Below are 20135 nucleotides of genomic sequence, written 5' to 3' on the forward strand. Positions count from 1 at the left end.
GTAACTATAAATGCGTTGCTCGTTTCAGGTTGCTCAGCAATGCCTCTGGTGCTCGGGAAGCTTGTTCAGGTTGTTGTTAATCAACGGAATCAGCAATTGCTCTAGGGGTATCCCTTTGTGGGCTAGGTCTTCGGGGAGGCTGTGGTTGCTGCACCCTGAGAAAAGCATTGCTGTGGCGTGTGCTGATTTCTGATGGTGATGGTTGAAGTGATCGCTGATCAGAAGAGCACTTTTGTGATCCGCGAGATTCTCAGCAGATGCTGCCAGCAACAGCCGGGTCTTTTTTATGCGCCAAGGTATTGCCAAAGTTGGTATGCGCAGCTTTTGGGCGGCTTGGTTCACCGGGCTGTTCGGTAGGAAAGTATTTGCGTCCGCTCCAGCGCCGATCGCAATGGATAGCTGCAGCCTCAGGGAATGCCCCATGCAAAGTGCCGCAAGGCCTCCGTTGCTGGTGCCGAGCAAAATTGAAGATTGTAGTTTGTCCTTCAGCTTTAAATGAAGATGGTTGCCGATTGATATGAATAAATGGCCGTTGTTACTGAAATAGCTTTCTTTGTATCGACGGCGGACGACAATCAGATCGTATTGTGTGTGAGCGATCGCTGCAAGGACGCAGGGGATTGGCGCCATTAGTAGGCCAGCACTGCCTGTGATGCCGATGATCACTGGATTTGGCTCCCTGCTTACTTTGCTTCGGGAAGACTTTGCCCGTCTGTAGTGGAGAAGCCAGTGGTCTTCGCGTTCTCTGATTAACAGTTTATACCTCGTATATTCGCTGAAGATATTGGGGCTTAATCTAGTCAGAGTTGCTCGCCAGCTTTGGAGAGCAAGCTGATGGCGGCCGCATTTATGATCTAGAATGTTAAGCAGACGCGTGATCTGTGTGTTGGTGGCATGGCGTGTGAGTGCGAGAAGTAGCCTATTGCATTCGTTAGGACTTGCATTGTTAAAGCGTGCTGCCCATTGCCTAGGCGTTTCATGCCACAGGTTTTGCTCAAGGTCGATCCATGGCACCGCATCATTGTGTCGAGCTGCCGCCTGAGTCATTGCTGAAGTGCGTGCATCCTGCTGAGCTCTCTTCTCAGCGCCTTGCCGGTGTTCCCTTTGGGAATCGTATCCATAATAATCAGCTTTCGGGGGCGACGTATGCCCAGGGATGCGCGGCATAGTGCCTCCAGCTCCTGAAGAATCTTTTCTGATGGCCATTGTGGTCTTGCTGTGATTGCCGCCATTGGGACGCTGCCAAAGCGTGCTGACGTTGCTCCGAAGGCTGCGCACTCATTGATGCCTGGATGTTGCATCAGTACATCCTCAATCTCGAGCGGGGAGATTAAGACACTATTGAACAGAAAGACATCGTTTGCGCGTCCACCGAAAATTACCTGCCCAGAGGCTGAGATTGCCAGTAGATCCCCAGGATTTAATGACTTATTGGATTTGGTGATCAATGCTTCACGGAAGCTGAGGTTTTCCCGTTCCAGTATTGAACCGCTTTCGACTGATTTCAGTGTCACATCAGGCAGTAACCAGCCCACGGAGTCGGTCTCGTCAAGCAGTGCATCTGGCGGCAGCCAGGTAAGTGGACCTGTCTGACTCGTTGCATAGGTTATGCCGAGTGAGATCCCGTCGATGGCGGCCACTGTTCGTCTCAGTTCCATCGGTACGTGGTCACTGCCGCTAATGATCAGAAAATCTGGCGAGCAATGCAGTAGATCGCCCTGGGCGAGGCGCCGTCTTAGTCCCCCCGGTGCCATCAGCGTGCCATCGCAATCGGTGGGGAGTGGGTTGCTAGCCAGTGGGGTCAGGGACGGTCGAGTCACAAAGCTTCTCCCTTGCAATAGCTGACGCAACTTGGAGGTGCGGCTGCTCCAGTTCTGCATGTCAGGCCCGAAAAGGGGTTTACGCACAAGGTCGTAAGGAGACCAGCGCTTGGACAGCACGATGTCGCGCAGTGTTCGGCTGTGGATCTTGGTTAGGCCCGGTCGGCCGGTAGTAGTGCCAGAGGTTGTCCCAAGAAATATCAAGGGGCCCAAATCTCTGCCACCATCTTCATGTTGGCCGCAGGTTCCGTCGGGGTAGCTTGACCCATCTAGTTCGTATTCCACGGTATTTACCTTGCGCCAACACCCCAGCCCAAGTGCGCTCCCGACGGGCTGCCAACACTCTCGATCTGGTGGCCCCGCTACTCCAATGAGATGGGTGAGTTTGAAGCGCCGACTAAGCAGGATCTGCTCTGTGCTGGTGGCTGTTATGGGCAGGATGGTCTGGGTAATACCCTCCAGGGCTAGAGCTAATCCCAAAACCAGGTTTTCGATGCCATCGGCTATAGCGATGCCTACTATTTGCTTATAAGAGTTAGGGCTGCATTCTAATATTGTTGCCAATATTTGACGCTGCTTTTGCACCTGCTCTGCTAGCCAGTCTCCTTTAATGGGAGCGCCTAGCCAGTCAAATCCGTTAAGTCCTGATGTGCAGTGCTTTTGCCAGTGCTGTTGGATATCTACTAGGCAGGTTGGCGCTGAGCTGTTCACTGGGTGGAATCTACCGGCGCCAATCGTTTGCGTGACTTAACTAATACCGACTGCCCGAGTTGTGTCAAATCTGCATGTTGTTCAACTACACGCAGCGACGATCTACCGAAGTTTAGTTGCTTGCTAAGCATGTCTTGAGCATTTGCCAGCGTGACTTCGCGGTCGGGTTCACCATCTATTCCATCTTTGAGCAATTTCTTCAGGATTTCCACAACACGGCCCACCACATAAAGCGAGTGGATGATGCCGTTCATCGGACGTGGATCGGATCGAATTAGCACGGGATAGCGCTCTTCGTCGCTGTTGAAGCATAGGGGTTGCTCTTGGCCCAGTACGAAAAGCTCAGCATGCGCATATTCATGAACCAGAAGCTCCAACATTTGCACCTTTGAAATGGGGCGACTCGCATTGAGTAGGGTTGCGCCGCGGAAGAAAAAGCAGGTAGCACCGCCAAATGCAATCCCTGCTTGTTGCGAGCGTGGCCCGGGAGCGCTCAAAATTATTAGGTTCTGTAGCTGAGCCATCAGAACTGATAGATCCGGATCTAAGCGAGCGATGAGTCTGTGAACCGCAGAGATTTGAGTGCACCAGTGATCCAGGGAGTGCTGGCTCGGCGCCTCTAGGTCATATAAGAAATCCCCGCCCTCCTGGAAGAGGTTGAGAACAGATTGCCAGACACGTTCAGATGCGAGGCTTGGGTCGCCAAAAGCTACAGGAGAAGTAGGTTTGTCGGAGCGAATTATGTTGCAGATATCTGTTATGAATAAACTCATGGCCGGCGCCTGCTCATGTGCGCCACCGATTAGCCAGATTCCTAGTTTATAATAGGCGAGATAGGCCCAAGAGGGATAGGGTAAAGCTGCGTCTGCAAGGTGATGTCGTAGCTTGGTTGAGCACGACAACGCACTAGATGAGGATGAGGTAATAGAAAACTCATGCTCCTCTAGACGAGCGAGGGAGGTGAGCAGATCCAGCTCGCCGGCTCGGATTAGGCCAGTTAATGAATCAAGGCGGAAATTATCAATTATTCTGCCGCATCCCGGGTCGGCGGGGCTCACATTTAGTTGAGATTGGTTTGCAGTTCATATGGCCTCGATTGATCGGTTTGTACCAATCGAATGGGGTTCAAGGTGAGCCCGGTTCTCCAATCTTTGCGCTAATGCGACTGGTAGTTGCTTTGTCTCCCATTTTGTCCAGAACGGCGCTCAGGCTAAATATAGGCTCTGTGCCTACTTTTGGATGTAAAGCACTACTTTCAAAAGCCATTAACTTGAATCCAAATAGATTGCTTAGGGCGGGCTTCATTTTGAGATGTCCAACTCCATCATTTTCGCATGACCTGCCCAAGCTTGTCAAGAGTTGGTATATCCGTGATCAAGGTAAGCCTTGGAAAGCCTAGGGCAGCGATTGGAATGCTTTTCTGTGGTAGCTAATTAGTGCTGAGTTCATGGTTTGCAAGTGCTCCACTCCACTGATTACCGGTTGACTTTTGCCAATAACTAGGCTAAGCGCTTGCAGTCCTTGGCGGCACAGGAGTTGGCAGTGTTATCGCAAGCACTGATTGAGGCCACTAAGCTCCACTAGCCCAAGGCCTCTGCAGGACCTCAAGCAGGAAGGCTGAGTCGCCGCTCCAGCTGCTTGAACAGCAGCGAGGCCGTGGTTGTCATCACTAGATACACCAAGGCCACCGCTAGGTACACCTCAAACGCCCGGTAGCTGGTGGCCACCACCAGCTGCCCTTGGCGGAAAAGTTCGTCGAAGCCGATCACTGCCGCCAGGCTGGTGTCCTTAATCAGCGTGATGAACTCATTGGCTAAGGAAGGCAGCACCCGCTGCAGGGCTTGGGGCAAGATCACCAGCTGCAGCGCCGTTAGGGGCTTGAGCCCTAGGGCCCTTGAGGCCTCCCATTGGCCGCGGTCAATGGAAATAATTCCTGCTCGTAGGGTTTCGGCTAGGTAGGCAGCGCCGTTTAGACCTAGGGCGAGCACGGCTGCGGCGAAGCGATCTAATTGCAGATCAAGTCCCAGTTGGCGGGCTAGGGCAGGCACGCCGAAGTAGATCACGAACAGCTGCACCAAAATTGGTGTGCCCCGAAAGAAGTCGACGTAGATGCGGCAGCAGCGCTGTATCACTGGGTTGGCACCCAGTAGCCCCGCAGCTACCAGGCCGGCTCCGATCAGACCTAGGCAGAAGGAGCAGAGGGTCAGCGCCAGGGTCACGCCCGCACCGCGGATCAAATTGCGCAGCAACTGCACCCCGTCGAGTCCGGCGCTATCGCTGCGGCTATCGAGAGCAGGGGCTCGCTGGGGCAGAGCTGGCGGGCTCTGCCCAAACCAACGCTCATAGATACGGGCGTAGCTGCCATCGGCCAGTACCTGGCCCAGCCCCTTGTTTACTGTTTCGCGCAGGCCAGAGCCCTTGGGGAAGGCGATGCCGTAGAAGTCGCTGGTGAGGGGCTTGCCGGCGATCTCGATGCCATCGAGGCCAGCGGTTTCGATGGCATACAAGGTGGCAGGCAGGTCATTTACGTAGGCCTCCACGTGGCCGTTGAGGAGCTCCTGCAGGGCGAGAGGACCTGAATCAAAGGTGCTGAGCTTCGCTCCGGGCACGGCTGCCATGGCCTTTGCGCCGGTGGAACCGATCTGAACGGCGATCGTGCGTCCTTCTAGATCCTTGAGGTTGGCGATGCCCCGGGTGCCTCGCCGCACAACTATGCCCAAGCCAGCGGCAAAATAAGGGCGCGAAAAGTCGACGGTTTCGGCCCGCTCGGCGGTGATCGTCATGGCGCTGATCGCCAGGTCGAGGTTGCCCGCTTGCAGGGCAGGTATCAGGCCATCAAAGGGCAGAGCTGTGAGCTTGAGCCGCTGGCCAGTGCGCTTGGCGATCGCTTCGATCAGCTCGATATCGAAGCCCTGCAGCTCGCCGCTGGCCCCATCTGTCATGCCGAAGGGGGCATAGGTGGGATCGGTGCCTACGGTCCAGGCGGGGGTCGCTCGGGCTGGAATCGCCAGGCTTACCACCAAGGCCAGCACCATGCTGAGCAGCAGCATGGCGCCGCGGCGGCGAGAGGCAGGCATGGCTGAGCTCAGGTATGGGCAGTGTGTTAGTGTGCTCTTCTGGCTTTGTCCAGAAGGGCACGCGCCCAACCCCAGACAGCAGGTGGATTTCGGTCCGTAAGTCCTGCCGAGGTGATCGCGACAGGTTTGGCACCAGGAAGGATTCGTCCGGAAGGGTTGTGGAGCGTGCAGCGGCCTCGAGCTGACCTTTCTTTTGGAAAGTCAGTGTCCAGGGCCGCGTTCCCGGCTTGTTCCCCTGATCCGTTCCTTTCCTATGGGCCGCACGCTGGAGAGCAAGCAACAGATCGTCGATGAGCTCAAGGGGCTCCTCGGCGAGGCCGAAATGGCGCTTGTCCTTGATTTCAAGGGCTTGTCCATCAAGGAGATGTCTGATCTGCGGATTCGTCTGCAGGCCAGCAAAGGCGTCTGCAAGGTGACTAAAAACACCTTGATGCGTCGCGCTATTGATGGAAATACCGCCTGGGCGAATCTCGATTCTCTGCTCACCGGCTCCAACGCTTTCGTCCTGGTAAAGGGCGATGTGGGTGGTGCGGTGAAGGCCGTGCAGTCCTTCCAGAAGGACACGAAGAAGTCTGAGGTGAAGGGTGGCCTTTTCGAAGGCAAACTCCTCTCCGAAAAAGACATCAAGGCCATCGGAGATCTGCCCTCCAAGGAGGTGCTCATGGCCCAGATCGCAGGTGCGATCAACGCCGTGGCTACCAAGTTGGCTGTGGGTATCAACGAGGTTCCGTCCGGTCTTGCCCGGGCGCTCAAACAGCACGCCGAAGGCGACAGCTGAGCTCCCCCGATCCGACTGTTCACAAACAGATCTGTTGCTGATTCTCAACCATGTCCGCTACAACCGACCAAATTCTCGAGTCACTGAAGACTCTTTCCCTGCTTGAAGCTTCCGAGCTCGTCAAGCAGATCGAAGAGGCTTTTGGTGTATCCGCCGCCGCTTCCGCCGGTGTGGTGATGGCCGCAGCTCCCGCTGCTGCTGCTGAAGCCGCCGAGGAGCAGACCGAATTCGACGTCATGCTCGACAGCTTTGACGCCGCTGCCAAGATCAAGGTCCTCAAGGCCGTCCGCGAAGTCACCGGCCTCGGCCTGGGCGAAGCCAAGGCCCTGGTGGAAAGCGCTCCCTGCGCCATCAAGGAAGGCATCGCCAAAGGCGAAGCCGAATCCATCAAAAAAGCTGTGGAAGAAGTCGGCGGCAAGGTTTCGATCAAGTGATCGCTGGGGCCTTTCGGGGCCCTATCACCTTTCTGCATACGTCTTTCGTTGCCACCAGACCGGCCCCTCTCGGGCCGGTTTTTTAATGCAGTAACGAATCAAAAAAAGGGACCAATAAAAAGATGGGACCAATAAAAAAGCCCCGCCGAAGGCAGGGCTCTGAGTTGGAACGATTCAGGGAGTCTGTCCTCGTTTCGACCCCGGAAGAGCGTTCCCACTCCTCACACCCCAGAAACTTAATGGCAGGCTTTGGGGTCGGCTAGCTGGACTGGGACTCTCTGGCAACTGGCACCCGGCTTCAATCGCGGAAGGGGATCACTGGCAAGCGAATAGGGCCCTGGCCCATCCCCTGGGCCAGCAGGCTCGGGGGGGGGACCAGCGGGGGCGCGGGTTGGGAGGTGCCGCTGGCGGCTGCTATTAGCTGGGGCAGGGGTGCGGCGTTGGCGAAGTACAGGTGATTGAGGGTCTGCTCGCCAAAGCTGCGGCGTTGCAGGTCCCAGCCGGATTCGAGCTTCAGGGCCACAAACCCATCCCGATCCCGCAGGGGCACCTGGGCGCGGGCAACCACCAGGGTGGTGGGATCGCTGGGGGTGCTGGCCTGCAGTTGCAGTTCGTTGCCGCTCTGGCGCAGCTGCAGCCGGTAGCGACTGGCCAGATCCTGATCGCCGATGCGCAGGGAGTAGCCGTTGCTGTCGAGATAGCGGCTGCAGATGCCGGTGAAGTTAAAGCGGTTCAGGGCTGGGTCGATCAGGCCGTCCGGGCGCTCCTGCCAGCAGCGGGGTTGGGGCTTGATCTGCTCAAGCACCAGCAGGTTCCAGTCGCTGCGCCCCAGGGGCCGCGCCAGCACGGCGAAGCTGCTGGCATCGAGCGGTTTGCTATTGAACAAGCCTGCGGCCTCTGCCCAGGGGGTGAGGGCGGCCAGGGCCGCACCTGCCAGCAGGGCGTTCCGCCAGGGGCGGTAGGTTCGGCGCTCTGCCTGGCTCCTGGTCAGGCCCGGTTTGGATGGGTCCATGGCGGGGCGCAGCAAGCGGGCAGATGGGTTCTTTAGCGAATTTTCGGGGGTTGTCCAGTGGCGGCTAAGCCGGTGAAAGTGGTGGCTGCGGCCTGTGATGGTGCTTGCAGTGGCAATCCGGGCCCAGGCGGCTGGGGCGCCTTGCTGCGCTTTGAGGATGGCTCGGTGCATGAGATGGGTGGCGCCGATCGGGCCACCACCAACAACCGCATGGAGCTCACCGCAGCCCTGGCCCTGCTGGAGGCCATCAAGGAGCTGCCGCGACCGGCCCAGCTCAGCATCCGCACCGACAGCCGCTACCTGATCGACGGTTTCAGCAAGTGGATCCAGGGCTGGAAGCGCAAGGGCTGGCGCACGGCCTCCGGTGGGGCGGTGCTCAATCGGGATCTATGGGAGCTGCTGGACCAGGCCCGGCTTGAAGGAGTGTCCCTGGTGCATGTCAAGGGTCACAGCGGTGACCCAGACAACGACCGCTGTGATGCGATCGCCGTGGCCTTTTCCAAGGGTCAGATGCCGGCCATGGCGGCTGGCGAGGTGATCGCCACCGCCCGCATCGAAGCCGACGTCCCTGGTGAGGGTCCCAGCACTAAAAATGCCGCCCCTGGCCCAGCGATTGCCGACCCGGCGCCGGCGCCCCTGCAGCAGCTGCTGAGCCGCTGTGAGCTGGCCGACCGCTTCGCTAGCCAGGGCTACGGCCTCAGCTTGGTGGAGCTGGCCCAGCTGGTGGAGCAGCCCTTGCAGCAACTGGAGCGCCGCAGTGGCCCCTGGCGCTGGCGCGACTGGCAGGTGTTGCCCCTGGAGGGAGGGCGCTGGCGTTTGCAACGGGACGAGGGAGGATTGGGCGCGCGGGAGTAGGCGGGGAAATGGTGGATTCAGGCACAGCAACCAGCACAGGGGCCTTGTATGAGCGGCTGGTGGGGCCGCTGCTGGGCCGCGATGACGGCGCTGACGCCGAGCAGCTCAGCCAAATGACGCTGACGGCCCTGGCCCAAGCCTCCTTGCGGCGCCAATGGCCCTTGGTGAGTGGTGCCCTGGCAGGCTTGGCCGCTGAGCTGCAGCGCCCCGATCCACGGCTGGAGCAAACCCTGTTTGGCTGCCGCTTCTCTAACCCGGTGGGCCTGGCGGCTGGATTTGACAAAAACGGTGTAGCAGCAGGGATCTGGCATTTGTTTGGTTTTGGCTTTGCCGAGCTGGGCACGGTCACCTGGCACGGCCAGCCGGGTAATCCCAAGCCGCGGCTGTTTCGTTTGGCTGCCGAGCGGGCGGCGCTCAACCGCATGGGCTTTAACAACGGCGGCGCCCAGGTGTTGCGCCGCACCCTGGAGCGTCAGCAGCTGCCGGCACCGGGCCAGCGCCCGGCGGTGCTGGGCATCAACCTGGGCAAATCCAAGATCACCTCCCTGGAGCTGGCCCCCGACGACTACGCCTCCTCCCTGGAGCTCCTCGCCCCCCTGGCCGACTATGCGGTGATCAATGTGAGCTCGCCCAACACGCCGGGGCTGCGGGAGCTGCAGGAGGAAACCCTGTTGCGGCGCCTGGTGGAGCGGCTGCGGCGCTTGCCGGCCTGCCCGCCGCTGCTGGTGAAGATAGCGCCGGATCTGGAGGACGACGCCATTGATGCCATCGCCCGCATGGCCTATGAGGAGGGGCTGGCCGGCGTAATCGCCGTGAACACCAGCCTGCATCGCCTTGGCCTGGAGCAGCGGCGCCTGGTGCAGACGGGCCGCACATTGGCCGAGGAGGCCGGCGGTCTCAGCGGAGTGCCCCTCCGGGGCAGGGCCCTTGAAGTGCTGCGCCGGCTGCGGGCCACGGCGGGTCCAGCCTTGCCCCTGATTGGCGTCGGCGGGATCGATTCGGCTGAGAGCGCCTGGGAGCGGATCACCGCGGGGGCCTCGCTGGTGCAGCTCTATACCGGCTGGATCTACGGCGGGCCGGCGCTGGTGCCGCAGATTTTGGAAGGTCTGGCGTCCCAGCTGGATCGTCATGGCCTGAGCCATATCAGCGCAGCCGTGGGCACCGGTCTGGCCTGGCGCTGAATGTTCGGTAAGTTGCAATAGCGAATGGGTTTGCACCTTGGTAGTGGCGGGACTCCAAAACACTTGGCGCCCCCTCCGTGCCCAGCTATTTCCCAAACTGGTGATGGTGGATTTGTCCGAGCACTTGGTGCTTGGCCAGTCCGTTAAACGGGGCCAGCCAGTTGAGCCAGCCTGGTCGGCGCCGATACCGGCGCGCACCTGCCGTAATGGGGTGCCCCAGCTCGCGGATGCCGTTGGCGACTTCATCGGTGATCTGCTGCTCGAGCACGGTGGGATTGATTCCCAGCTGGTGGTGTCCCTGCCCCGCCAGGCGGCCCATTGGCGGGTGCTCGAATGGGCTAGCGCGCAGCATCCCGTGGATTCGATCGATGAGCTACGCGATCTGAACCCGGATCTGCGGCTGCCGTTTGCGTTGGATGACGCTTACGTCGATGTGCAGCCCCTACCTGGAAATAGGTCCAGCTCCCTGGTGGTGGCCGCAGCTCGTTCGGTGGTGGAGGCCTGGGTGGAGGTGTTTGCGATCGCTGGCGGCACCCTGCAACATCTGCTGCCGGCTCAGGTGTGCTTAATGGGAGCCCTTAGCGATGAACTAAGAGCCACACCTGCCTCCACCCTGGTAGCCCTGTTGCAGCCGCTTGACGAGCAGACCGTCCTAACCCTCTGGCGCCAGGGCGTGCCTGAATTTGAGCGGCTGCTGCCTGGGCCTATGCCGGAGTTGTTGCCGGCCCTGCAGCAGAGCCTGGATTTTTATCGCAGCAACCATGCACCCAAAGCACCCGTGAGGCTGCTGCTCGCCGAATCAATGCCGGATCTGGAAGGCTTGGAACAGGCCCTAGGACTGGAGGCCGAGCTGCTCGAGCGTGACGGCTTTGGATCCCTTGTGCTGCAGGGACTTGCCGGCCTGGAGTTGGCCCAATGAGCTCCCCATCTATGGCCTCCCAGTTTGATCTGCTGCGCGAAAAACGCCAGGAGCTGAATCTGCCCGAACCAGCTGATGCCTCCATCCAGGGGCGCCGCTGGCTTGTCCAGGGTGTGGTGATTGGTGCGGCACTGGTTGGCGTTTCCCTTGTCGTGGCGGTATTGGTGTTTTTGAGAGCCTTGATGGTGAGCTCGGCGATCGAGGGCCTAGGCACCGTGGAAGCGGAGGTGCAGTTGTTTGAAACCCAGCTGAACGCCAGTAGAACCAAGCTCAATGGGGTGACAAAGGCCAATCAGGATTTGGTTAAGGGCTTGCTGTCAGTGCGATCCGGTTCAGCAGTGCTGCGTGATCTGCAAATGAGGGTGCCTGAGGGAATCCAGCTCACCAGTGCTGCTGAAGAAGGCACTGGCTATCGCCTCAAGGGGTTGTCGCGTGATCCCCAGGCTTTTGCCCGTATCAATGCCCTGCAGCTGCAGCTGAAGCGTTCGCCCTTGCTTGATCCCAATGCGATCACCTTGGTGAAGGCCTCCCGCGAAGTGGGTGCAGCCAGCACACCCCAGGCTCAAGCAGTAGTAGCACCGGTCAATTTTGAGATCCAGGTAAATTTCCGCCCGCCGATTAGTCCGCTAGCGGAAAAACAAATCCTCACCCAGCTGGGCTCCGAGGGTTTGGTGCGACGACTCGATCTGCTCCAAAAGGAGGGCTTGCTCTGATGACTAATCTTCAAGATGTTGCTAGCCCTAATGCCACCAAGTTGCAGCAGCGTTTGCTGTTGGGTGTGCCGATTGGTATTGGTGCGGTAGTTGCTGCGTTGATTATTGGCTTTGGGGTATTGCCTCAGTGGTTGCGCCTCCAAGTCAGCAGTGAAAGTTTGGCCCAATTGGAGGAATTCAAGTCCCGAATCCCCCTGCTGAGATCTCAGATTGCCAAAACCGCCGAGGCCAAGACCGCGGCAGAGCGTAAGCAGCTGCAGGTGCTGCAATTAATTCAGGGTAGTGGCGAATTTGTCACCTTTCTTGCCCAGCTTGACGCGGAAGCTGCGCGCCACGGCGTTCAGCTTGATCTCTATGAGCCAGTGGCGGCGCTAGCACCTGTGCCCGCTGCAGAAGCAAAGAAGGGTGAACAGGCTCCACCTTCGCCAGCTTCTCCTATGGAAGCGGCTGGGCTGAAGGAGCAGAAGGTGTTGCTCACCGCTCGCGGTAGTTATCCAAGCCTGCTGGCATTTATGCGAGCCACCGAAAAGCTCAGTGTGCTTGTGAGCCAGAGCAATTTGTCTTTGGCTGTGGTAGATCCAGCTAAATCTGGGGCTCAGGTTGCCCCTCCGGCCGGGACTGCTGTTCCAGGTGGTGGCCGAGTAGTGGTGAAAACTGAGCTCAAATTGATGCTGACTTCTTATCAAGCTACTGACAGTAATATAGCTCAGCCAATTCCTAAAAAGTCCTGATTGACTAATTTGCTCCTGGCTTTTCGGAAGTATTTTCGCTAAGATTAAATCTGAGTAGCATTGGTCCAGTTGGCAAGCCCTCTCCGGTTTCGATTGGCATCGGCTGCCTTGGCCACAGTGCTACCAGCAATTGCCCTGGCTGAAGCCGCTGTTCATGCGGCCCCTCGTGCCTCTGGTGGTAACGGTAGTGCGGCCGGAGCGCCCAGTGCTAATGCTCTTGCGGTGCCGACTGCCGGGCCTTTGCAGCTAAAGGTGCGACGCCTCAGAGATTCGGTTGAATTAGTGATTGAAGGTGCTGGTCTGGCACCGCAGCTGCAGCAATCCAGTGGTGCCAATGGCTGGCAGGGTTTGCTTACAACAGCAACCCCTTCGGGCCTACGGGTTGGCCCCCAGCGGCTGTCTTTGCCCGAGCTGGGTTTTCAGACCATCACGCTGGACGGATCTGGCAGTAGCTATCGAGTTGGTGTCACCCCCGTGGCGGGAGCCCCATTGGGTCGGCCTGTGGTGAGTGGTGATGGAGTCAGCTTGATCATCAGCTTCCCAGCCTCTTCCCAGGTGTCTCTTCCTGTAGCTCGTTTCAATGCTCGGCAGCCTGGCTATATCCCTCAGGCCACCTTTGCGCCGCCGCTTCAGCCTCGGGCAGTGGCGCCCCCCCTCGGAGATATGGCCGTGGGATCGATGACACTGCGTAATCCTGGCTATTTGAATCTAAGTGGCCCCGCGGTCACCATGACCCTTAAGAATGCACCGGCCAAAGATGCCTTGATGGCTCTTGCTCAGGTGGGGGGTTATGGCTTTGCCTATGTGGCAGAAGCTGATGCAGCTAATCCTGCTGGTGGAGTTGATGCAGGATCAACTCGAATATCTCTGGCATTCCGTGGTGAAAGTTATGGTCGTGCTTTCAATACTGCTTTGCTAGCAGCTGGTTTGCAAGGAAGGCGTGAGGGCAACATGATTCTTGCCGGTCCCAAAGCCTTGTCTAAAACCTTCGGGCCACAGTTGTCGAAGGTCTATCGCCTAAATCAGGTAGGCCCGAATGCTGCTGCTGATTACCTGGCTAATCTTGGTGCCACGGTTACCAAGACCAACACGATTACCACTTCGGTAACCCAGGGCGTTGCCCAGGGAGAAGCTGTCTCCTCAGGCGCTAACTCTCAAACGACACAATCAAGCTCAATTACTAACGTAGAGGCGTATGGAGCTTCCAGTGGTCCGCTGCTCGGCCTGAGAGCTACAACAGATACTCGTCTTGGAACGATTACCCTTGTTGGCGATCCTGTTATCGTTTCGGTCGCAGAACAATATCTCAAGCAGCTAGATCTTCGCCAGCGCCAGGTTGCCTTGAGCGTGCGAATTCTTGATGTTAATCTCGATAATGTCTCCGAAATTGATAATTCGTTTGCCTTTAGGTGGGGCAATAACTTTATTGTTAATGATAGCGGGCAGCTGCTGGGGGCATTTGGTAGTAATTTGCCACCAAAGCAGGATGCTTTTGGTCGGTCTCAGCCACAGACGGTTGAATATGCTGATGGTACGTTTACCTCAGAGGGTGGCCCGCCGAATCAAGGATTTAGTCAGAATCAGTCTGCCAGCAATTTTGACCGTTCTCTGACGATCTCGGCTGCTAGAAATCGGTCGCTCGATAGGCAAACCCTTAGGACTATTGAGCGTGAAACGGGCTCTCAGTTGGAGCGAGTTACTGACCCGGTGACCGGTGATGAAAGCTTTGTTTTGATTCCGCAAGAGAACAATCTTAATCGAGTCCAGCGCTCTATTCAGCGTATTCTTGGCAGAAATGGCACGGTATCGCGTACCAGTACGCGTGCTAATCGTGGCTCTGCTAGCTCCCTTAATGTTGCGAGCTTGCCTCGAAATCCTGGGAATTTCTATCCTGAAGACCAGTTTTTTGATTTTGTGCGAGCACAGATTGTTTCGGGGTCGACCAAGTTGCTTGCCAGTCCTACTCTAATTCTTCAAGAAAATCCCTCATTGCTGAGAGAGGGATCCGAAGCGGCATCTTCTAGTGGGTCTTCTCAAAGTGCTAGTCAAGGCATCACAAACATTGGATTAGATAGCGCTATTGGCAGAAGACGTGCCAATGAAGGAGTTGTTCGTGTTGGTACCAATGTGGTGACGGGATACAGCACAGAGACGCCATCTCAGGGCGGTAATGTTGTATGTACCCCTGAGCTGTCTACAGCTGGGCTTGTTTTAGGTGCCAGGGTAGAGAAAATCGATGACAATGGATTTGTTACTTTCGTTTTGTCCCCTAGCGTTTCCGCAGTCACTGATCAAGAAAATGCTCCCCAGGGCTGTGGATCAAATCTAAATATTCTTAGTATTCGCAGCCTGGATACAGGTGCTTTGCGCGTTCGCGATGGTCAAACTCTTATCATGACAGGTGTTATTTCTGAGTTTGATAGAACTGAAGTTAGCAAGTGGCCCATCCTTGGCGACATGCCTTTGATCGGTCAATTCTTTAGATCAAGTTCGGGGCGCAAGGAAAAGCGCGAACTTGTAATTATGGTGTCGCCGCGAATAGTTAATGACGATCAAGGCGGTGTATATGGCTATGGATACCAGCCCGGGACTGCTGCTGGACGTGAATTCTTTGGGGCAATGAGCGGCCCTGGCGGAAATTAAACTTGGTGGTCACCATTGCTTTTGGCTCTGATCGATAAGGCTGATGTCTGTGCAGCCACCCGACCAGTCTGATGGTGCGTCTTTAGGGCCGGCGCCAGCTGATGAGCAGGCCGTCCGGCTGGAAGTCTTGGAATCGCAAGTTGCAGAGGCTCAGGCTGAGCTTGAGGAATACCAGCGCCTACTGAACGAGCTGCCAGGGATTTATGAAGGAAAATTTAGTCAGAAGTTGCGCTCCGTTGCCCAAGAGATCCGCCAGCTGCTTGATGAGCGTAAGGCCCTTCAGTAGCAAGTGGGGCATGCCTTGGCTGAGTCCACCCAGCAGAAGCAGCTGCCGGCCTCAGGGGCAGCATCTGAAGTTCCGGATAACCCCAACCCCCCAATTTGGACCAAGTTGCAAATCCCCCTCTTTAAGCGCTTGCCCAAGCTCCGGCTGCTGGGTCTTAGTGCAGCAGCGTTGGGGCTTGTTGGTGCAGCACTAGTGATTCCTAGCCTTTTCAGTAGTCGTGAACTCGCTCCTCGGGGTGGGGCGTTGATTCGCTCCCCTCAGGCAGCTCCAGTGCCAAACGCGTCTACCACGATTCAGTTGCAGGCTCGAGGAGGTGAGAGCTGGGTGTTAGTGGAAGATCTCAAGGGGCGCCAAGTCTTTGATGCAATCCTCCAGCCAGGAGCGCCCAAGCGGTTTCCGCTGGCTCAGGGGTTGCGGCTGCGCTCCGGCCGCCCCGATCTGCTTTTCGTTGCTGTAGGTGATGCGGTGCCTAAGCCCCTAGGCGACGTTGGCGATCTCGATTGGGTGGAGATTCGCCCTTGAAGCTCAGATTCAGAATCCCATCCCCATGCCCATGCCTGCTGCCTTGACCGCCAGTGGCGCCAGTGCTCCGAAGGTTGAGACCAGTCCATTCAGCACCTGGCTGCCGAAGCCATTTCCGCTTGCCTGCTGATCCCCTTGGCCCATCTGCTTTACGGCTGCTCGCAGCTGTTGGGCCTGGCTGGTGTCACCGCCCTGTTCATACAGGTTGGCGGCGTAGTTGAAGTCCTTGGCCGCCATTTCAACCTGTCCCTGTTGCCCCCTCGTGATCCCTCGGGCTACCCAGGTGATTGCAGCGGCTGGTTCGCGCCGAATGGCGGCATTGAAATAACCCTCCGCTTCGCTATGGCGTCCCTGCATCGAAGCCTCCACCCCGGCGTTATGGAGTTCCACAAAGCTCAGCTGCTCTTGATTCACCCCCTTTGCCTGTTGCCAGTGGCTTCGCGACAGGGCTCCTGGGTCTAGCAGGGCTCCACTCAGATCAGCCTGGCGTAAATCGGTGCCACTTATTCGTGCTCCGCGCAGATCGGCGCCCCGCAGTGAGGCACCCGTAAGGCTGGTGAAACTAAGGTCTGCGCCGTTAAGGCGCGCCCCATCTAGCTTTGCTTGGCCAAGATTGGCTCGCTGCAACTGGGCGCCCCTAAGGTCCGCATCACGCAGGTTGGCGTGAACTAGATCAGAATCCTGCAGCTTGCAATTACGGCAGCTACGGCTATCCAGCAGCTTGATCAAGTCTTCTCCCGAGGCACGGGCCGCAGGGCTGGTTAGGCAAGCCGTCAGGCAAGCAACTGCCAGAAGTTGATATCTCAGCTTTGAACCGTTCATCACAACTATCCCTAAGCCTTGCTGCCTTATAGCGCCTTCAGCCGGCGCGTCCCAAGCTCTTTGCGCAACTTGTGCCAGCGAGCCTCGGCCTGGCGGCGTTGGGGGCCAGTGAGTGGGGCAAAGAGCAGCTGGTCGTAGCTGGCTACTAGTTCCGTTAGGAGTTCAGCCTCGCAATAGTGCGCCTCCCGGGCTCTCAGGGCGAGGGATTCAAGAGTTTCGCCCGCTTGCAGCTGCAGCCCTTGTTGCTCCAGCAGCTGCAGCACCCGGTTGAGTTGTCGCCTTCGCCCTTGGGGCTTGCCTGGCTGTTGCAGCCACTGCAGCCAGGCCAGCGCCAGAGCCAGCAGCGCCGCAACGCTTGCCAGCACCACGGCGCCGAGCCATTGGCGTTGGTCGCCAAATAGCCGTTGCAGCAGGGCCTCCTGGCCGGCCTGATCGAAGCCCAGCCACCAGCGGCTCCAGGCCAGGTCCAGGCCCCACCACTGCCACTGCAGCCATTGCAGCCAGGAGCTAATGGGGTTGGTGCTGCCGCCTGCTTCGCTGCCTTCAGCGCGGCTGGCTGGGGCCGTTGCCCAGGCGCTTGGGTCTATTCGCTGCCAGCCCTGGCCCGGCAGCCACACCTCACTCCAGGCGTGGGCATTGCTGTGGCGCAGATCCAGGTAGGGCGCTCCGCTGAGCGGCCGCACCCAGGTGCCGCCCAGATATCCGCTCACCACCCGAGCCGGCACCCCCGCGGCCCGCATCAGGGCCGTCAAGGCGCTGGCGTAGTGGCCGCAGAAGCCTTCGCGCCTTTCAAATAGAAATACATCCAGGCCCCGCTGGGTACCAGGAGTGCGGCTGTAGCGGAAATCCTGCTGCGTAAACCATTGCTTGGCAGCGGCTAGCCGTTGCTCGGGCGTGGCCAGATCTCGCCAGCTGGCCCCAAGCGCCTCCAGCTGGGGATTGCTGCCGGCCGGTAGCTCCAGATCCGCCGGGCTCGGTTGCCGTTGCTGCCACTCCTGGCGGCTGCCCGTGGCCCTCACCAAATAGGCCTGGCGCTCCCGACTGGCCTGGAGGGGCTGCAGTTCGCCGCTGCGATTCACCCGCAACTGGTTGGGGTTGGCCCGGCCGCTGCCATCCCAGGGCAAGGCGTTCACCGGGCTGGGTTCCACCAGCCACACCTGGCTGCTGGTGTTGCTCTCTGGATTGCTATCGGCGGCGGTTGGCTCGGCTCGGCGGTTGCTTGCCAGCTCGCGCTGCTTCCAGCTCTGCCCGTCGAACTGCTCGTGCACGATCACGCGCCAATAGCGCTCAGCCGGCTCGGGCAGCTGGCCGCTGCTGAAGCTCACCCGCGCTGCCGGACCCGTGTTGTCGGCGAGGTTTGAGATGCTGCCTGGATCGAGTTCGCTGCTCAAGCCAGTTACGGCGCTGCCGCCAGCACCCCGCAGGTTTGGCGTTTGCCAAATCGGCTCGATTCGCGGCACCAGTAGAAACAGCACCAGGGCCACCGGCAGGGCCGCCAGCAGCACCGCCAGGCTGCGGCGCAACACCGCGCGCCAGCTCAGCCCGCTCCCCACCTCCAGGGCCAGCAGCCCCGCCAGGCCCAGAGCTGTGGCCAGCAGTTGCAGCAGGCTGGGCAGCAGCTCCCCTTGCTGGGCACCCTGCACCCCGCCGCCAATCAAGGTGAGCAGGCTCACCAGTCGCCGCTCCCGCAGGCTGCGGGCCTCGGCCAGCTTCAGGCCAGCCAGCAGTAGCAGCCCCGCCGACAGCCAGCTGAGTGGTGCGCTGAAATCCAGCCCCACCAAACCCGCCGCCAGGGCCCCAAGCCCCAGGATCTGCAGCCAGCGGGCGCTACCACTCATGACGCTGCGCCAGGTGCAAGGGCCAGGGCCAGTAGGCAGCGGTCCCGGTGTTCGGGGCCCGTGTTGGGGGCCACTTGGGTGTCGCCCAAGGCCAGGCCGTAGGCCTCGCCCGCCTTGCTGCGGCGCCAGATTTCGGCGCTGAGGTGCTCCAGGGCCCGCTCCGGCGGCAGGCCCGGCGCTGGCGCCAGCAGCCCCACCGCAGGGGTGGCAGCGGCGAAGGTTTTGGTTTGGCGGCCCCGGCCCTGGGCTAGGGATTTCCAGGCCACTCGGGCTAGGCCGTCCTGCGGGCGGTGGGGGCGCAGGTCGTCCCAGTCGTCGCTGCCTGCCGCTAACCGGCTAGTGGAGCTTTCGGCCACCGGCCCGGGCCGCCGGGCTGGATAGATGGGCTGGGGCCGTGGCGGTTCCCACAGCGTCCAGCACACGAAAAGTCCGAGGGGTGCGGTGGTTTGCAGCCGCAGTCGCCCCGGGGTTTGCAACCCCCGCCGCCCCGCTCGCCAAGGCACCGAGAGCACCGATTCGCCAGCCGCTAGCGGCTGGGGTGTTGCCGCGCTGCCGGCCAGCCCCAGCTGGATCCCGTCGCGCTGGCAGCGGCTGCGGCAGAGCAGCGGATAGGCGACCATTTCGCCGGCGAAGCCACCGCTTGGGGCCAGGGCTTCAAGTTCGAGGCCTTGCAGGTTGAACTGGGTGAGGTGCAGGGCCAGCAGCCACAGCCCCAGCATCAGGAAGCTCAGCAGCAGCGGGCCATTGCGCTGGGTTTGGATCGCTACGAGCAGCAGCAGGCCGCCGCCCGCCAGCCAGAGCAAGCCGAAGCGGGTCGGCAGGATGTAGAGGTTGCGCAGCCCCAGCTTTAGCCGCTCGCCTCGCTGCGGTTTGATCAGTTGCTGGGCCCTAGCGAAGTCCATCAACCCCCGCCAGCAGGGTCGCCGCATCGCCCGCCAGCCTGTGTTCAGCCACCGCTGGCAGCACCGCCTGCACGTCGGCGGGGGTGACGTGGTCCCGCCCCTCCAGCAGCGACCAGGCCCGGGCGGCAGCCACCAGCCCCTGGCAGGCCCGCGGTGATAGCCCGGTGCCGGCTTGGTCTGCTCGCCGGCTGAAAGCGGCCAGGTCGAGTACGTAGTCGAGCAGGGCGCTGGAGCAGTGCTGGGCGGCGGCTCGTTGCTGCAGCTCCAGCAGGCCGGCGCCATCTAGCAAGGGCTCCAGGCTGGCTGGCGGCAGCGCCTGGCCGCTGAGCAGATTGCGTTCGGCCCGTCGATCCGGATAACCCAGGCTCAGCTGCATCAAGAAGCGATCCAGCTGGGATTCCGGCAGGGGTGCGGTGCCCACCTGGTCGAGACCGTTCTGGGTGGCGATCACCAGGAAGGGCTTGGGCAGGGGATGGCTCACCCCGTCGACGCTCACCCGGCCGGCCGCCATCGCCTCCAGCAGGGCGCTCTGGGTGCGGGGGCTGGCGCGGTTGATCTCATCGGCCAGCAGCACCTGGCTGAATAGGGGGCCGGGCTGGAAGTGGAAGCTGGCGCTGCCGGCATCAAAAACGTTGATGCCGGTGAGATCGGCTGGCAGCAGGTCGCTGGTGAAGCTCACCCGCTTGAACTCGAGGCCGAACACGCGGGCGAGGGCCTCGGCCAGGGTGGTTTTGCCCATGCCGGGCAGGTCTTCGATCAGTAGATGGCCGCGGGCCAGCAGGCAGGCCAGGGCCAGCCGCACCGCCTGCTCCTTGCCCAGCAGCACCTGGCCGATGGCGCTGATCAGCGGTTGCAGCCTGGGGCTGGACACGGGGCCGGTGCGAAGAACAC

Annotated in this window: 19 protein-coding genes; 10 read left to right on the plus strand and 9 right to left on the minus strand. The window is 59.8% G+C overall.

What is annotated here, in order from left to right; genetic code table 11:
- Positions 1 to 33: 33 nt before the first annotated feature.
- The 4 genes from U9970_RS13665 to U9970_RS13680 all read right to left on the minus strand — a co-directional run bounded on the left by U9970_RS13665 (position 34) and on the right by U9970_RS13680 (position 5608).
- Positions 34 to 630 carry a hypothetical protein gene (locus U9970_RS13665; protein ID WP_322764654.1) on the minus strand — a complete coding sequence of 199 codons (597 nt, stop codon included), beginning with the start codon at positions 628 to 630 and terminating at the stop codon, positions 34 to 36.
- A gap of 413 nt (positions 631 to 1043) precedes the next feature.
- The gene (locus U9970_RS13670; RefSeq protein WP_322764655.1) at positions 1044 to 2405 is read right to left on the minus strand and encodes a class I adenylate-forming enzyme family protein; all 1362 of its coding nucleotides are present in this window, start codon (positions 2403 to 2405) and stop codon (positions 1044 to 1046) included.
- Between the two features lie 122 nt (positions 2406 to 2527).
- A complete protein-coding gene (locus tag U9970_RS13675) occupies positions 2528 to 3589 on the minus strand; it encodes an aKG-HExxH-type peptide beta-hydroxylase (protein ID WP_322764656.1) in 1062 nt (353 codons plus the stop codon).
- A gap of 546 nt (positions 3590 to 4135) precedes the next feature.
- Positions 4136 to 5608: an ABC transporter permease subunit gene (locus U9970_RS13680; protein ID WP_322764657.1), complete on the minus strand. Its 1473-nt coding sequence runs from the start codon at positions 5606 to 5608 to the stop codon at positions 4136 to 4138.
- A 253-nt stretch (positions 5609 to 5861) separates the two neighbouring features.
- Here U9970_RS13680 and rplJ point away from each other — a divergent pair, with 253 nt between their 5' ends.
- Together rplJ and rplL are read left to right on the plus strand one after the other, a co-directional pair.
- On the plus strand, positions 5862 to 6386 hold the full coding sequence (gene rplJ / locus U9970_RS13685) for a 50S ribosomal protein L10 (RefSeq protein WP_273330473.1): 525 nt from the start codon (positions 5862 to 5864) through the stop codon (positions 6384 to 6386).
- A 50-nt stretch (positions 6387 to 6436) separates the two neighbouring features.
- Positions 6437 to 6820, plus strand: coding sequence for a 50S ribosomal protein L7/L12 (gene rplL, locus U9970_RS13690; protein ID WP_322764658.1), 384 nt, complete (start codon positions 6437 to 6439; stop codon positions 6818 to 6820).
- Between the two features lie 298 nt (positions 6821 to 7118).
- Here rplL and U9970_RS13695 read toward each other — a convergent pair whose 3' ends face one another.
- Complete coding sequence (locus U9970_RS13695) at positions 7119 to 7832, minus strand: DUF3747 domain-containing protein (RefSeq protein WP_322764659.1); 714 nt, start codon at positions 7830 to 7832, stop codon at positions 7119 to 7121.
- 57 nt (positions 7833 to 7889) lie between these two features.
- Between U9970_RS13695 and U9970_RS13700 the strand changes: the two genes are divergently transcribed.
- From U9970_RS13700 to U9970_RS13735, 8 genes are all read left to right on the plus strand, one after another.
- Positions 7890 to 8687, plus strand: a complete 798-nt coding sequence (locus U9970_RS13700) for a ribonuclease H family protein (RefSeq protein WP_322764660.1) — start codon at positions 7890 to 7892, stop codon at positions 8685 to 8687.
- Positions 8688 to 8698: 11 nt separating this feature from the next.
- The gene (locus tag U9970_RS13705; protein ID WP_407653049.1) at positions 8699 to 9868 is read left to right on the plus strand and encodes a quinone-dependent dihydroorotate dehydrogenase; all 1170 of its coding nucleotides are present in this window, start codon (positions 8699 to 8701) and stop codon (positions 9866 to 9868) included.
- 106 nt (positions 9869 to 9974) lie between these two features.
- The gene (gene pilM / locus U9970_RS13710) at positions 9975 to 10787 is read left to right on the plus strand and encodes a type IV pilus biogenesis protein PilM (RefSeq protein ID WP_322764662.1); all 813 of its coding nucleotides are present in this window, start codon (positions 9975 to 9977) and stop codon (positions 10785 to 10787) included.
- Entirely contained in the window at positions 10784 to 11500 is a 717-nt protein-coding gene (locus U9970_RS13715) for a PilN domain-containing protein (RefSeq protein WP_254941904.1), read from the plus strand. Before pilM ends, U9970_RS13715 begins: the two co-directional genes overlap by 4 nt.
- Positions 11500 to 12231 (plus strand): hypothetical protein, encoded by a 732-nt coding sequence (locus tag U9970_RS13720; protein WP_322764663.1) that lies wholly within the window; start codon positions 11500 to 11502, stop codon positions 12229 to 12231. The genes U9970_RS13715 and U9970_RS13720 overlap by 1 nt, the downstream gene beginning before the upstream one ends.
- Before the next feature lie 93 nt (positions 12232 to 12324).
- Positions 12325 to 14874 (plus strand): type II secretion system protein GspD, encoded by a 2550-nt coding sequence (locus tag U9970_RS13725; RefSeq protein WP_322764664.1) that lies wholly within the window; start codon positions 12325 to 12327, stop codon positions 14872 to 14874.
- A gap of 43 nt (positions 14875 to 14917) precedes the next feature.
- Positions 14918 to 15160 carry a hypothetical protein gene (locus U9970_RS13730; protein ID WP_322764665.1) on the plus strand — a complete coding sequence of 81 codons (243 nt, stop codon included), beginning with the start codon at positions 14918 to 14920 and terminating at the stop codon, positions 15158 to 15160.
- A 243-nt stretch (positions 15161 to 15403) separates the two neighbouring features.
- Complete coding sequence (locus U9970_RS13735; RefSeq protein WP_322764666.1) at positions 15404 to 15682, plus strand: RodZ domain-containing protein; 279 nt, start codon at positions 15404 to 15406, stop codon at positions 15680 to 15682.
- Positions 15683 to 15691: 9 nt separating this feature from the next.
- Here U9970_RS13735 and U9970_RS13740 read toward each other — a convergent pair whose 3' ends face one another.
- The 4 genes from U9970_RS13740 to U9970_RS13755 all read right to left on the minus strand — a co-directional run bounded on the left by U9970_RS13740 (position 15692) and on the right by U9970_RS13755 (position 20115).
- On the minus strand, positions 15692 to 16411 hold the full coding sequence (locus U9970_RS13740) for a pentapeptide repeat-containing protein (protein WP_322764667.1): 720 nt from the start codon (positions 16409 to 16411) through the stop codon (positions 15692 to 15694).
- Between the two features lie 119 nt (positions 16412 to 16530).
- Positions 16531 to 18342, minus strand: coding sequence for a transglutaminase family protein (locus tag U9970_RS13745; protein WP_322764668.1), 1812 nt, complete (start codon positions 18340 to 18342; stop codon positions 16531 to 16533).
- Complete coding sequence (locus tag U9970_RS13750) at positions 18339 to 19244, minus strand: DUF58 domain-containing protein (protein ID WP_322764669.1); 906 nt, start codon at positions 19242 to 19244, stop codon at positions 18339 to 18341. The genes U9970_RS13745 and U9970_RS13750 overlap by 4 nt, the downstream gene beginning before the upstream one ends.
- Positions 19231 to 20115 carry an AAA family ATPase gene (locus U9970_RS13755; protein WP_322764670.1) on the minus strand — a complete coding sequence of 295 codons (885 nt, stop codon included), beginning with the start codon at positions 20113 to 20115 and terminating at the stop codon, positions 19231 to 19233. Before U9970_RS13755 ends, U9970_RS13750 begins: the two co-directional genes overlap by 14 nt.
- Between the last annotated feature and the right edge of the window lie 20 nt (positions 20116 to 20135).

Origin of the sequence: Cyanobium usitatum str. Tous (assembly GCF_963920485.1) — a bacterium.
Taxonomy (GTDB): domain Bacteria; phylum Cyanobacteriota; class Cyanobacteriia; order PCC-6307; family Cyanobiaceae; genus Cyanobium_A; species Cyanobium_A usitatum_A.

Coding starts and splice junctions, on each gene's coding strand:
- U9970_RS13720 (WP_322764663.1), top strand. CDS start 11,500: ATGACTAATCTTCAAGATGTTGCTAGCCCTAATGCCACCAAGTTGCAG.
- U9970_RS13730 (WP_322764665.1), top strand. CDS start 14,918: ATGTCTGTGCAGCCACCCGACCAGTCTGATGGTGCGTCTTTAGGGCCG.
- U9970_RS13750 (WP_322764669.1), bottom strand. CDS start 19,244: ATGGACTTCGCTAGGGCCCAGCAACTGATCAAACCGCAGCGAGGCGAG.
- U9970_RS13745 (WP_322764668.1), bottom strand. CDS start 18,342: ATGAGTGGTAGCGCCCGCTGGCTGCAGATCCTGGGGCTTGGGGCCCTG.
- rplL (WP_322764658.1), top strand. CDS start 6,437: ATGTCCGCTACAACCGACCAAATTCTCGAGTCACTGAAGACTCTTTCC.
- U9970_RS13665 (WP_322764654.1), bottom strand. CDS start 630: ATGGCGCCAATCCCCTGCGTCCTTGCAGCGATCGCTCACACACAATAC.
- U9970_RS13680 (WP_322764657.1), bottom strand. CDS start 5,608: ATGCCTGCCTCTCGCCGCCGCGGCGCCATGCTGCTGCTCAGCATGGTG.
- U9970_RS13715 (WP_254941904.1), top strand. CDS start 10,784: ATGAGCTCCCCATCTATGGCCTCCCAGTTTGATCTGCTGCGCGAAAAA.
- U9970_RS13695 (WP_322764659.1), bottom strand. CDS start 7,832: ATGGACCCATCCAAACCGGGCCTGACCAGGAGCCAGGCAGAGCGCCGA.
- rplJ (WP_273330473.1), top strand. CDS start 5,862: ATGGGCCGCACGCTGGAGAGCAAGCAACAGATCGTCGATGAGCTCAAG.